At 42.0% G+C, this 13,212-nt stretch carries 15 protein-coding genes; 2 read left to right on the top strand and 13 right to left on the bottom strand.

The annotated features are described in order from the left end of the window. Positions 1 to 50 precede the first annotated feature (50 nt). From dnaX to L1D51_RS04170, 6 genes are all read right to left on the bottom strand, one after another. A complete protein-coding gene (gene dnaX / locus L1D51_RS04190; protein WP_054561735.1) occupies positions 51 to 2,489 on the bottom strand; it encodes a DNA polymerase III subunit gamma/tau in 2,439 nt (812 codons plus the stop codon). A gap of 3 nt (positions 2,490 to 2,492) precedes the next feature. Next, positions 2,493 to 3,038 carry an adenine phosphoribosyltransferase gene (gene apt, locus L1D51_RS04185; RefSeq protein ID WP_054551549.1) on the bottom strand — a complete coding sequence of 182 codons (546 nt, stop codon included), beginning with the start codon at positions 3,036 to 3,038 and terminating at the stop codon, positions 2,493 to 2,495. A 161-nt stretch (positions 3,039 to 3,199) separates the two neighbouring features. Next, positions 3,200 to 3,322: a hypothetical protein gene (locus tag L1D51_RS21720; RefSeq protein ID WP_254907726.1), complete on the bottom strand. Its 123-nt coding sequence runs from the start codon at positions 3,320 to 3,322 to the stop codon at positions 3,200 to 3,202. Between the two features lie 85 nt (positions 3,323 to 3,407). Continuing rightward, positions 3,408 to 4,166: an HvfC family RiPP maturation protein gene (locus L1D51_RS04180; RefSeq protein WP_338127926.1), complete on the bottom strand. Its 759-nt coding sequence runs from the start codon at positions 4,164 to 4,166 to the stop codon at positions 3,408 to 3,410. Then, entirely contained in the window at positions 4,159 to 5,022 is an 864-nt protein-coding gene (locus L1D51_RS04175) for an HvfB family MNIO-type RiPP peptide maturase (RefSeq protein ID WP_054561736.1), read from the bottom strand. The genes L1D51_RS04180 and L1D51_RS04175 overlap by 8 nt, the downstream gene beginning before the upstream one ends. Before the next feature lie 54 nt (positions 5,023 to 5,076). Continuing rightward, positions 5,077 to 5,565 carry an HvfA family oxazolone/thioamide-modified RiPP metallophore gene (locus L1D51_RS04170; protein ID WP_058585242.1) on the bottom strand — a complete coding sequence of 163 codons (489 nt, stop codon included), beginning with the start codon at positions 5,563 to 5,565 and terminating at the stop codon, positions 5,077 to 5,079. 173 nt (positions 5,566 to 5,738) lie between these two features. On the opposite strand from L1D51_RS04170, the gene L1D51_RS04165 reads away from it, so the two are divergent. Further along, positions 5,739 to 6,716 carry a tRNA-dihydrouridine synthase gene (locus tag L1D51_RS04165; protein WP_062564203.1) on the top strand — a complete coding sequence of 326 codons (978 nt, stop codon included), beginning with the start codon at positions 5,739 to 5,741 and terminating at the stop codon, positions 6,714 to 6,716. Positions 6,717 to 6,767: 51 nt separating this feature from the next. Further along, positions 6,768 to 7,103, top strand: coding sequence for a TraR/DksA family transcriptional regulator (locus tag L1D51_RS04160; protein ID WP_054561739.1), 336 nt, complete (start codon positions 6,768 to 6,770; stop codon positions 7,101 to 7,103). A 14-nt stretch (positions 7,104 to 7,117) separates the two neighbouring features. On the opposite strand, the gene L1D51_RS04155 is transcribed toward L1D51_RS04160, so the two are convergent. Genes L1D51_RS04155 through L1D51_RS04125 form a run of 7 tightly spaced genes read right to left on the bottom strand, consistent with a single transcriptional unit; the run spans position 7,118 to position 13,151 of the window. Beyond that, positions 7,118 to 8,122: a hypothetical protein gene (locus tag L1D51_RS04155; RefSeq protein WP_054561740.1), complete on the bottom strand. Its 1,005-nt coding sequence runs from the start codon at positions 8,120 to 8,122 to the stop codon at positions 7,118 to 7,120. A gap of 56 nt (positions 8,123 to 8,178) precedes the next feature. Further along, a complete protein-coding gene (locus L1D51_RS04150) occupies positions 8,179 to 9,438 on the bottom strand; it encodes a tetratricopeptide repeat protein (protein ID WP_055021542.1) in 1,260 nt (419 codons plus the stop codon). An 11-nt stretch (positions 9,439 to 9,449) separates the two neighbouring features. Beyond that, positions 9,450 to 10,067, bottom strand: a complete 618-nt coding sequence (locus tag L1D51_RS04145; protein WP_054561742.1) for an energy transducer TonB — start codon at positions 10,065 to 10,067, stop codon at positions 9,450 to 9,452. Further along, positions 10,067 to 10,471, bottom strand: a complete 405-nt coding sequence (locus tag L1D51_RS04140) for an ExbD/TolR family protein (protein WP_054551557.1) — start codon at positions 10,469 to 10,471, stop codon at positions 10,067 to 10,069. Before L1D51_RS04140 ends, L1D51_RS04145 begins: the two co-directional genes overlap by 1 nt. Before the next feature lie 14 nt (positions 10,472 to 10,485). After that, the gene (locus L1D51_RS04135; protein ID WP_054551558.1) at positions 10,486 to 11,010 is read right to left on the bottom strand and encodes a MotA/TolQ/ExbB proton channel family protein; all 525 of its coding nucleotides are present in this window, start codon (positions 11,008 to 11,010) and stop codon (positions 10,486 to 10,488) included. Then, the gene (locus L1D51_RS04130; RefSeq protein WP_054561743.1) at positions 11,010 to 12,374 is read right to left on the bottom strand and encodes a MotA/TolQ/ExbB proton channel family protein; all 1,365 of its coding nucleotides are present in this window, start codon (positions 12,372 to 12,374) and stop codon (positions 11,010 to 11,012) included. The genes L1D51_RS04135 and L1D51_RS04130 overlap by 1 nt, the downstream gene beginning before the upstream one ends. A 6-nt stretch (positions 12,375 to 12,380) precedes the next feature. Then, entirely contained in the window at positions 12,381 to 13,151 is a 771-nt protein-coding gene (locus tag L1D51_RS04125) for a DUF3450 domain-containing protein (protein ID WP_062564205.1), read from the bottom strand. Positions 13,152 to 13,212: the final 61 nt, after the last annotated feature.

Genomic DNA, 13,212 nt, shown 5'->3' with positions numbered 1-13,212 from the left:
TCTTTCTAAACTACTTTAATTGGCATGAAGATAAGGGCTATTGTAACTAATTACAATGCCTGAATACTGTTTTCATCGATTATAGCGCTAAATAACTGTTGAAATTGCACTATATTTTCATCGCTATTTATTACATCAATCGCTTGTTGATGACGTCCCGCATCAATTTTTTGTTGAATTAAATACGGTGAATCAATTACGCCATCAGCAAACTCGATACTAAGCTCAACATTATGGCCGTAAATTTCACTTAATGCGGCATTGAGCTTTTGTCTAAGCACTGCGCTATCTAAATGGCGCTGTGATGAATCAACTTCAATGTGTAGCTGATTATTCTGCTTGGTAAAGATTGAATGCAGCGCAAATTGGCGCATGCGACCACCCAGTCCCATGCGTTTAATTAAATACGCCCATTCGTCTTGTTCGTGTGCAAATTTAATACTGCTGATCGGGCTTTCAAAATCATCAGGTATCGGAATACTGGCTTCTTCAACTACTGGCTCTGGCGCTTTTTGTGGATTGATCTGCTCAAGTAACTCTGGCGCTAAGTTTTCGGTGATTGTTTGATGCTTTTCTCGAAAGTCGACTTTTTTTACTTTACTACTGCTCTCTCCCGTTTGCTGGGGGATGGGCTTTTTTACTTCAGCAGCCATTGCTTGCTGCTGAGACTGAATATTGGTCGTGGCTGTGCTTTGTTGCGCTGGCGGCTCTGCTTTGGGCTTTGCTTCAGGCTGTGGTTCTGCTTTAGCATGAGTTTGCGTTGGTGCACCACTTAAACGTCCGGCACCTGAAATATTGCGGTCTTGTAAAATACGAGCAATGGCCGACTGCGCCTGACTTTGCTGCTGTTGTAATTGTGCAGGTGCAGTTTGCTGTTGCTGAGGCGCAGATGCTTCATTGGCAGTAAAGCCCTGATCATAGGCGCTATTCATCACATCATCGTATTGCGCAGCAAGTGATGGGTCCATTTGCGCATCATGATCGTCCATATAATCTTGCGAAGAATACTCTGGTGATGAGTACTCAGCTGCAGGCACTTGCTCTGAGTGGCTTTGCTCTTGGTGTTGAGGCGCTGGTTGAACTTCAGCGGCCATTGCAGTTTCAACTGATTGCTGAGGCTGTTGACCAACATCAGGCTGCTCTTCTGCTGTTGCTTCAACTTGCTGGGCAGGCTCATGGCTATGTACCGTTTCTGCCTTGGCTGCTTGAATAGGCTCAGCTTGTGTTGGCTGAGGCTCTGAAGGAACAGCAGTTGTCTGTGCAGAGCTATGTGCAACTGGTGCTTGCTCTGAAGCGGCTTGTTCACGTTGCGCCGTAGATTTTTTCAAAATATCACGCAGTGCACCGGCACCACTTGGCTTAACCTGTTGCTGGGTATTCGTTGGTGTTTGGCTTTGTGCAAATTGCGTAGGTTGGAATGCAAGCAGTCGCAACATGATCATTTCAAAGCCAAGTTTAGCATCGGGTGCCCATTGCAAATCTTTTTTACCATTTAATAGCAATTGGTAGTAAACCTGCATCTGCTGTGCATCAGTGGTTTGTGCCACCTGCTCAATAAAATCTCGGTTAGTATCATCAAGTGCCGCTGCACTAGGCACAAGTTGCACAAGCTGAATAAGATGCGTCAGGGCAATTAAATCGTCGAGCAAAGCTACAAAGTTAGGGTTTCGGCTAACGACCGCTTTTACTTCTTGAAGTAATGCATCGCCATCTTGGCACAATAACGCTGCTAACATGGTTTGGCTATATTGAGTATCCATCAAGCCAAGCATAGTTTGCACAGCCTGATGATTAATATTGCCATTGGTTTGCGCAATTGCTTGGTCTGTAAGACTCAGTGCATCACGCATACTACCATCGGCTGCCTTAGCTAAAATAGACAATGATTTATCATCAAAACTTAGCTGCTCTTGATTAAGAACATGGGCAAGCTGATCATGAATTTCTGATTGCGACAAAGCATTTAAATTAAACTGTAAGCAACGCGATAAAATCGTCACTGGCAGTTTCTGCGGATCGGTTGTCGCTAATAAAAACTTCACATGCTCTGGCGGCTCTTCCAATGTTTTTAGTAATGCATTGAAACTGTGCTTTGACAGCATGTGAACTTCATCGATTAGGTATACCTTGTAACGACCACGTGTTGGTGCGTATTGAACGTTATCAAGGATTTCGCGGGTATCTTCTACTTTGGTACGTGATGCCGCATCGATTTCTAACAAATCGATATAACGGCCTGCTTCAATGTCAGTACAACTTGAACATTGGCCGCATGGCTCAGCAGAGATACCCTTATCGCAGTTGAGACTTTTTGCGAATATACGTGCTATGGTTGTTTTACCCACCCCACGGGTTCCAGTAAAGAGATAAGCATGATGGAGTCTATTTTGTGTTAATGCATTGACTAATGCCTGTTTAACATGAGACTGCCCCACTAACTCATGAAAGGTTTGTGGTCGCCATTTCCTTGCCAGAACCTGATAACTCATTAATTATTCGCCTTCGAATTCAACCAACTTTAAGATTTTGATGCCCATATCAGCAACTCGTTGCTCACCACCCAGCTCTGGTAAAGAAACAACAAATGCGGCATCAGTTGCGTTACCGCCTAGTTTAGCAACTAATTTTGCAGTTGCTTCGATTGTGCCACCTGTCGCCAGTAAGTCATCTACCAGTAACACTTTATCGCCAGGGACAATTGCGTCTGTATGAAGCTCAAGAATATCTTCACCATACTCTAATTGGTAACTTTGTGAAATCACTTCGCGAGGAAGTTTGCCTGGTTTACGAACTGGAATGAATGGAATACCTAGTGCATAAGAAAGTGGTGCACCGAAGATAAAACCACGAGATTCAGTACCGATGATTTTTGTAAAACCTTGGTCTTTATATGCTGCAATAAAGCTGTCGATAGTTGCTTTAAATGCGTCAGCATTAGCCATTAAAGTTGTTACGTCGCGGAACATAATGCCCGGCTTTGGGTAATCAGCGATCGTTGCAATGCTCTGTTTGATGAGCGTTGAAGTTGCTTGAGTCATAATTATACTGCTCAAAAAGTTTATCTAACAAAGCTCGAGAGTATAACACCACCTTAGTAGAAAGTCGGTAGCAAGTTTCGAAATTAATCACTTAACAAGAAATATCAACTATAAAAAAGGCTGCATTATGCAGCCTATTGTCTTAAATTTGCTTACGCAGATTAAGATAAAGAAGTGATCCAACCAAGAATAGCGTTTAGACAGCCAATGCCACCGAATACAGCTAAAAACGCAATGAAATAAGTTGCATTGAACGGATCTTTAAAGTCTTTATCATTCGACATAGTTACTACCTTTATTTAAGCACGACAAAATAAGGCGCACATAATAGTCGAACTGCCCTCATCAATAAAGAGCTTTAGCCGATTTTTAAACCAATGTATTAGTCACCACAATGCCGCGCTCTGCCATGGCACTTAAGGTATTGAGCGCTCCCTGATACAGCTGCTCCTGGCTAAATTGAGGCGCATGCTCTGCAACTGCTTGGCATACATCATTTAAAACTGCACCCGGCTGAGATTCTATGATATTAAGAAGTAATGCAGTCATCGCATTTGTCGATAAAAATTGTACTTCGTCATCGCTATCACGATAAACCACAAAGTAACTTGGTTGTGCTGCCGGTTCACTTGGTTGATTATCTGTACTGATGGTATGAACAGGAAAACTGTAACTCAAGTTACGCGCAAGTGAACTTAAGAATAATGCAGAGCTTGTCACTTGATGAGCCGATAAGCTCACTTCTTCTGCCACCTCTTGAGCAACCGATACATCAAGCTCAACCCATTCATAGTGCGCTAGCTCTAACATAAACGCGGGATCATCGCTTTGCACTTCATAGTCATTAGCAAGAAAAGCCAAAAACTCCCCTGCAATATCTAAAAAATAAGGTGATTTACAATCATGCTGGCTAAAAAACTGTCTAACAAGGCCATGCCAAGCTTGCTCTGAATATAAACTTTTTAGTACTGGATACGCAGAGCTAACAAAGCCATCCACATTATTAAAAAATAAGTCGCGATAAATCGCCATACGGCACTCTTCAACATCGCTAGGCTTAGCATGTTGCTGAGGGTCGCGGATATGCGCCATAAACGCTTGCTGCACTTGGGTAAAATGATTAGGCACTGTGTTTCACCCTTGCTTGGTTTTGTTTGTTGGCTGTTTGCTGTAGTGCTTCAATGGTTTTCAGTTCAGCTAATAACTCACTCATCGGCGGAATATTAAAATCTCGTTCTAACAAGGTGGGAAATACCCCATGAACTTCATAAGCTTTTTCAAGTAATTGCCAAACAGGATCGATAACTGGCGCACCATGGGTATCAACCAGTAAATCTTCTGCCTCAGTGTAGTGGCCCGCAACATGCCCATAGGCAATACGTTTTGTTGGTAACGCCGCTAAGAATTGCTCTGCGTCATAACCATGATTAATCGAATTAACATAAATGTTATTCACGTCGAGCAGTAGTTTACAATCCGCTTCTTCTAACACCGCATTAGTGAACTCAAGTTCAGTCATTTGTTGGCCGGGCGCGCCATAGTAAGAGACATTTTCGATGGCAATTGGCTGTTCTAGAATATCTTGTACTTGCCTAATACGAGAGGCCACATGTTTAATTGCATCTTCAGTAAACGGAATGGGCATTAAATCGTACATATGCCCTTCGCCCGAGCAGTAGCTTAAGTGTTCGCTGAATAAACGAATATTATGCTCTTTAAAGAAAGTTTTAAGCGATTGCACAAAGTCAATATCAAGCGCTGCTGGTGAGCCAATTGATAACGATAAACCATGGCATACAAAGGCATGTTGTTCGGTAAGCTGTTTAAATTGCTTTCCAAAACGCCCGCCTAGCTTGAGCCAATTTTCTGGTGCAACTTCTAAAAACTCAATGGGTTTTGGAACATCAATGAGCATTTCATCAAGCATTTCTCGGCGCAAACCTAAACCAACCTGCCCAAAATCAGCTACTGATTCTTTTAACATACTACCTCCTACTAAAAAGGGCCTTTACGGCCCTTTTAAAAGCTAAATAAGCGTTTAGTGGTTAGAACCACATTTACCTTCACCACACTTACCTTCTTTAGCTTTCTTTTTGTCTGCGCCACATTTACCTTCGCCGCACTTTCCTTCTTTAGCTGCTTTTTTGTCCGCGCCGCATTTACCTTCGCCGCACTTGCCTTCTTTAGCTGCTTTTTTGTCTGCGCCACATTTACCTTCGCCGCACTTGCCTTCTTTAGCTGCTTTTTTGTCTGCGCCACATTTACCTTCGCCGCACTTGCCTTCTTTAGCTGCTTTTTTGTCTGCGCCGCATTTACCTTCGCCACATTTGCCTTCTTTTTCGGCTTTTTTATCGCCGCCGCATTTACCTTCACCACATTTACCTTCTGCGGCATCTAGTTGATAGCCTGCTTGCATTTGCTGAAATTCAAATGGGTTTGCACTGGCATCAGTGGCTGCAAAACTTGACGCACCTACTACAACCGCACCTAATGTTAATGCAATTGAATTTTTCTTAACTGTGTTCATTCGATGACTCTCTTTTTTATAAAGGGTTATTAAACAAGACCCGAGAACTAAAAATTACTTTCAAAATTTTTATAATTATTTTCTGAAAGTGCCAAGAATGCAAATTACGATTTATAAAACAATCCAGAACAGCTAGAATACGCGTCCTAATTTTTGATGAGTTAACAGGTATCATGCGACTAGTTTTAGCACCGATGGAAGGCGTTGTGGATTTTAAAATGCGACAACTCCTAACTGATTTAGGTGGATTTGATTTATGCGTAACAGAGTTTGTTCGTGTCGTTGAAGACACACTGCCCGAACGCGTGTTTCATCGCTATTGTCCTGAGCTAAAAACAGGAGGCTATACCCGTGCAGGTACGCCAGTGCGTATTCAGTTGCTAGGTCAAGTTGCCGATGCTTTGGCAGCAAATGCCGTCAAAGCAATACGCCTAGGCTCGCATGGTATCGACTTAAATTTTGGTTGCCCAGCTAAAACAGTGAACAAAAGTAAAGGTGGTGCGGTACTGTTAAAAGATCCTGAACACATGTACGAAATTATTAAAGCCGTACGTGATGCTGTTGACCCTTGCCACGAAGTTAGTGCCAAAATTAGGCTTGGTTTTGATGATGATAGTAATAGCCAAGAAATTGTTGATGCTGTTGTTAGCGCGGGTGCTTCAAGTCTTGCTATTCATGCCAGAACTAAAAGAGATGGTTACAACCCACCGGCATACTGGGAAAAAATCCCGCCATTGATCAAAGATAAAAATATTTCGGTCGTTGCTAACGGCGAAATTTGGCAAGTTGAAGATGCCATGCTTTGTCAAAAGCGCAGTCATTGCCAAGATTTAATGCTTGGTCGTGGTGCATTAGCGATGCCTGATTTAGCAAAACAAATAAAATCTCATGCAGAAAACGAGCATTACACTCCGATGTTATGGGAGCATGTGATATACCACATTATTCATTCATCTATGCATCAAGACGAAAGCAAATGTGAAAAGTATTTTGCTTCTCGTACTAAGCAGTGGCTCGGCTATTTAAAACGCCAATACCCACAAGCTAACGCACTTTTTGATGAGATCCGCCGTCTAAAAGCCAAAGATGAAGTTGCAGATGTACTAAGAAAGTACGCGAAAGCGCCGAGTATTGATACAAATCATAATTAGCAAATCGATTTTGTTTGATAATACCAGTATTGCCCACTTGGAAGAAAAGCGATGAACAATACTGAAATTCAAACAAAGTTATCTGCGGAACTTGCGCAGGTTAGACAACGTTTACTCGATATGCTGGCTAATTCTGATCAAGCCTATCATCAGCAACTGCTATCGCAACTCAAGGATAATCCCCCTTCAGACTGGTTAGAGCTGACAGCAAATAATCTCGGTTCTGAGTATCAAATATTGATTGCTCGAATAGAAAAGTTAGAAGCAGCACTATGCCAAATCGATATTGGGCAGTATGGCTATTGCTGTGATTGTGAAGAAAAAATTGATGACGAACGTTTACTTGCAGATCCTGCAAGCCAACGCTGTCGACGTTGCGCTCCATAGAGCGCAGCGCTGTACTAATTTATAAAAATAAAGCTCATCGCAGGATAAAGCACGATATCCTCAATTAACCAATCAGCTTGCTGCTGATCTACACCTAAACGCTTCATCAAGTTGACACGTGCTTGCTGTTCACTCCACGTGTGATAATGAATACCTAAGTCAGTTTCCATCATAACTTGCCAGAAGTATTGCTCCCCTTGTGTTAATTTACGCTTACTTTTGAGCGGGTCAAGATAATCAAGCTGCCAATCAAGGCCTGTGTGCTGATGATTTTCTACAAAATAATTCATTACTAATGGTTTAGCGTGAGAGTCTGATACAGGTAATACAAAATCTGCACTCTGCGATTGCTTTAACGAAGCCTGTATCTCACTTAACCAATTTAAAGGTGGCTTAGTTTCACCACTAAAGTAATTAAGTTTACTTTGATACCAATCTTTACCGTTTGCCAAACCAACTAAACCAAGTTTTGTACGCGGTTTATACTGAGTTAAATATTGATTAAGTTTGTTTAGTGCTGCTTGTACACTGTCATCGCTATTATCAAGGTGCGATTTGACCATATTATGTAAAAGCGTTAATTCGATTTTATTTAATTTCAGATTGCTTTGCTCAGCTGCAATTAACTGCGTTTCAACTAACTCTAGCCAGTTAGCTAGTGCATTTACTGAGTAGTCATCTAATGAACGAGCTTGGCTAATAACATCACGTTGTACAGGCCATACAAAGTAACGCTCAGGATAACGCTCAGCAATAATTAAATAATTTAATTGCGCCTGTTGTGACACATCTAACTTAATCGCTTTTAGTCCTTGATAAGCTTGATGACGCGCTTGCAAATAACTTTCTGAGAAAGGCCAGCTAGCAGCTTCACTTTGCTGTTCTTGAGTCGATAATAAATTATTAATAGTTTGCAGCGCTTGCTGCCCTTCACGAAATGTTTTGAAACCTGATGTTTGCTCAGAGCAAGCTATCAGCATCACACTTGCGACAACTAATAATACGATCTGTCTTAGCATTTTAAAATTCCATAAAAAAAGCCCCAGAGGGGCTTTTTAATTTAAAACAACATCAATTAGATTTTTACACCGTTACGAGCGGCTTTATCTTTGATGAAGGTTGACCAGCTCTTCGCGAAACGACGCGTGCGCGGATCATCCATTGCTTTAGTGATAGCGTTGTAAGCTTGCTTGTACTTCTCTTGGTAGTAATAAGCTTCAGCTAAATCAGAGTAGATAGTTCCTTTTTTGTCAGAACCTAACTCTAATGCCTTGTTCAAACGAACAACGGCTGCACTATAGTTTTGCGATTGTAAAAGTAATGAACCCGCTTTGCGATAAAGCTCTGCATCGTCATCAAATTTAGCCGCTTCTTCATAGTATTTAGCTGCTTTTTCAATATCTTTAGAACGGTGGTAGTTAGATGCCACTGCACTGATATTTTGCTTGTTACGCTTAACTTTTTCTTCGTTGATTGCCTTTTCAAGCACGACTGCTGCTTTGTAAGGAATATCATTTAACGAATAGAAGTTAGAAAGTACTTTGTATTCAACTTCGTTTTCAAAATAGCCATTTTTGTAGGCAACTTCCATGGTCGCTAGACCTTTCTTGAAGTCTTCGGTTTGTAGGTAGTATTTACCTAAACCAACCCAGGCTTTTTTGTCTTCAGGCCAAACACGAACAATCTCTTCAGCTACTGCTACCATGTTTTTGTACTGTTTAAGTTCAAAATAGGCAGCTAACTTTAATTGGTAAGAAGCTTTAGCAGGTTCTTTTGCCAATTCGATTGCTTTGTCTGCAGCAGGAAGTACGTCTTTGTAAAGTTTTAGCTCGTAGTTTGCTTGCGCAATACGTGTATAAACTTTGTCGTCTTCCTCACCTGTGAAGTCCATCCAAGCTGCATAAGCTTCTTTTGCTTTTGCATATTGCTCAGTACCCGCGTACATATCACCTAGAAGTTTTAGGCCTTGCTCTTGGTCAGCAAAGTTTAAAACGTCAGGCTTAACTGCCGCTGAGATGTGCTTAATAGCCAATTGGTACTGCTCTTTTTGAGCGTACATTTGGCCTAAGTAACGATCAACTGTTGCCTTATCGAAATCATCTGAAGGATCAATTTCTTTAAGTAGTGCAATCGCTTCATCAAGCTTATCTTCATTGTACAAGTCAAACGCTTTAATAACTTTCTTACCAACGCGCTCGCCCATAACTTTAGTTTTTGCTTTTTTACGCGCTTCAATTTTCGCGTAATCTGGCGCCGCTAAAGCAGGTGCAGTGAAAGCTACACCTGATAGAGACATAAGAAGCGCAAGTGCAGTTACTTTAGATAAATTTCTCATTACTCGCCTCCTTAGTTGCCTTGGTTAAGTTTAAAGTCTAATTGTACTTGAAGACCAAATTGCTTCTGTGGTTTACCATCGATGATTTTCGGACGGTATTTCCACTTACGTAGCGCACGTTTAGCCTCGCGGTCGAAGATACGTTTAGGATCTGCGTCGATCACTTGAACATCTTCTACACCACCCACTTCATTGATAGTGAATGAAAGTTGTACCCAACCTTCTTTACCATCACGCGCTGCTTGCGTAGGGTATTTTGGTTCAATACGAACGATAGGTGTCGCGTCACCATCACGTCCAAATGCACCTGGACCACTTAGGCCACCAGCTGTGCTACCCACATCGATGCTTGGCATATTAAATGACAAACCACCAGTGTTCGGGTTGCTGTTTTCCGGCTGAGGCGGCTGCGGCTTAGGCGGCTGCTTTGGCGGTGGCGGAGGCGGAGGCGGAACACGCTTCCTCTCCTGCACCTTAGATTCAGGCGGATTCGTCATAATTTCGACTACAATCTGTTCTTTTTGTTCAGTCGCACGATCAGCTCCACCGGAGATGAGGTACGCCATGAAGTAGAACAAGCCGAAAGTAACTGCCCCACCTGCAATCAGTGAAAACAGAAAACGAATCATTACTGATCTCCAGCTATTGAAATTTTAAGGTTATCACCCGTCGCTTTGATCTGGTCCATAACTTTAACTACTACGCCATGTTTTGCTTCTTTATCAGCTTGCAAAATTACAACTTCAGTAGGTTGTTCTGCTAATAAACTTTCAAGCTTAGCTGATACACGCTCAACGTCTACTTGTTGTTTATCAATCCAGATCGCACCGTCAGCGCGGATAGCAACAAAAATGTTTGCATTTTTTTGCTTCGTAGCTGCAGCTGCTTTAGGTTTATTGACTTCGATACCAGCCTCTTTAACGAACGATGTAGTTACGATAAAGAAAATAAGCATGATAAATACGATGTCAAGCATTGGCGTCATGTCAACCGCTGCTTCTTCTTCTTCACGAAAACGTTGTTTACGTGCCATATTTAATTCTCTCTCTAGTGATGAGGCATGCTATCTACAAGTTTAGCTTTCGCCATTCTCGCTCTCGCTTCTAGACGTGAGCTAAAGAATACTCCAGATAGTGCCGCAACCATTCCAGCCATTGTTGGGATTGTTGCCATTGAAATACCTGATGCCATTAAACGTGCGTTACCAGTACCTTGAGTAGCCATGGTTTCGAAAACCGCGATCATACCCGTTACAGTACCTAATAAGCCGATTAAAGGACAAACAGCTACTAATGTCTTAATCAACAACATACGCTGATCTAATTTTTCAGACGCTTCAGAAATCCATGCTTCACGGATTCTGTGTGCGTACCAAGACGTAGTGTCTTGGCGGGCATCCCACTGAGCTACAATGTTCTTCGTCATACGAGGAAACTCAGCTAGTAGGAACCAATAGCGCTCAATCATTAAAACCCACATAAGAAAGAGTGCTATCGCGACCACGTATAATACCTGGCCGCCTGTGCCAACAAAATCCCTGATAGATTCCCAGATCTCCATCAGGACTAGCATTAGGCTTTCTCCTTCTCCGCGTGAGCAGCGATAATACCAGCGCTTTGCTCATCAAGGACATGTAGAACCGACTTACTACGACCCGCAACAATTGAGTGAAGTAGAATAAGTGGTAGAGCTGCAATTAGACCTAACGCTGTAGTAACAAGTGCTAGAGAGATATTACCAGCCATGATCTTCGGATCACCTGTACCGAACAATGTGATTGTTTGGAACGTAAGGATCATACCGATTACCGTACCTAGTAGACCTAGTAATGGAGCGATTGCTGCCAAGATCTTGATGATGTTGATACCAGCTTCGATGCGAGGCGTTTCACGTAGGATTGCTTCGTCAAGTTTAAGCTCAAGGTTTTCAACGTCTTGATTCTTGTTGTCAGCGTATACCTTAAGAATACGACCCAGTGGGTTGTTTGTATTCGGAGTAGAAAGGTTTTTAAGCTGGCTCTTAATCTTAGTGCTAGTAAGCGCAAGATCAATGAAACGAACGATGAAGATAAGTAGACCAACAATTAATAGTAATGTGATGATGTAACCTACTTCAGCACCTTGCTCGTAGTATTCCATTAGTGATTTCTTCTGCGTGTTGATACGTAAGATCGCGCCACGAGTCGGGTCGATGTATACGCCAGCATAGTTATCTGCAGAAGTACCTTCTAAATCGCTGATACCAGCTAGGATGTAGCTATCAGGTTGCTTACCTAGAGGTTGAATCGCTTTAGTTTCTGGAGAGTAGATTAAATAACCGTCGTCAGTTACTAAGTTGAAGTTACCGATACGAGTTACTTTCTTCACAGAAGATGAACCGTCAAGACCTGCAACTTCAGTTTCGAAAGTTGAAACTTTAGCTGACTCAGTCATTTCAGTTTGAAGAGAAATCCAAAGCTCTTCTAGTTCACGAACAGTTGGAAGTTCTTTCGCAGCAGCTAGTGAGCGAAGTACTTCAGCACGTCCTGGTTTTTCAGCAGAAACAAGTGATGCTTCGATTGAACCGATTGCATCAGCAGCTGCACGACGTACAACACCGAACATCTCACCTAATGTACCTTGAGCGTTTAAAAGAGCTTGCTCTTTTTCAGCTAAAGTATTTTCGTTTTGAGCATATTCTTTAGCTAAACGGTCACCACGTGCTTTTTCAGCAGCTAGGTCGCTTTTAGCTTTGTTAAGTAACGCTTGCTTGTCAGCACGAGCTGAAAGGAACTCTTGTTCACGTTGCTTATTTAATTTGCCTTCAGAGATACGTTCTTGCTTAACTTGCTCAAGAATTTTGTCTAAAGCATCAGTGTTTGCGTGTGCATTAAGCGCGGTACCTGCAGAAACAGATAGTACTGCTGCAACAGCAAAACCTTTAAATAGTTTCTTCATTATTGATTACTCCGCGCCAAAAATTGGTAGTTTAACAAGTTCTAATGTCGCTTGTTTACGCGCCATACGGATAACTTCTTTAACAGGTTTTAGGTATTCTTCACCTAATTCTTTCCACTGTTTAGTGTTGTTATCCCACACCCACGCGTGCTTAAGGTCAAAAGACTGAGCTACGTAAGTGATACGACCTAAACGACCGAAGTCAACGTTGATGCTCTTACCATCAATCTCAAGAGTACCTTGAGAAGCAGTTACAGCTGAGCTGTATGCAGTTTCAACAGTGTAAGCTTCAAGAACTTGGCGGAATTTTTCAGATGTAGTAACTGATGCTGACGCCATGATGTCACGAAGTCTTTCAACACGTGCAAGACGGTTTTCAAGATTGAACGGAACGTCCGCTTTGATGAATTGCTCAAGCGTATCGATCATGCGATACATCAAAGGCACAACGTTTTGTTTCGTGTTATCGATAGTTGCGATTTGACGGTCAAACGATTCGATTGAAGCGTTTTGGTCAGCGACCAAACGTGCTACGTGATCGTTATAAACCTTCATTAGCTCAGTTTCGTCAACAATGCTACGGTACTCAGCGATTAGCTCTTGAGTTTGACCATATACATTGTCAATTTTAGTTTGAGACTTAACAGCAGCCTTTTGAATTTGTTGACCTGCATCTTGCACATCTTTCAAAGGATCTGCAATCACATTGCTGCTTGCAAATGCAAAAGCGCCAACCAACGCTGATGCTACAAGACTCTTTCTGATTTTAACAGACATAGTTCCCAACCAATTAAGTAATGTTACTTTTATAATTTAATTATCCTCCGAAGAGGACAAC

Source organism: Pseudoalteromonas shioyasakiensis, assembly GCF_022398475.1.
Taxonomy (GTDB): Bacteria; Pseudomonadota; Gammaproteobacteria; order Enterobacterales; family Alteromonadaceae; genus Pseudoalteromonas.
This window is presented reverse-complemented; position numbering and strand designations above follow the sequence as displayed.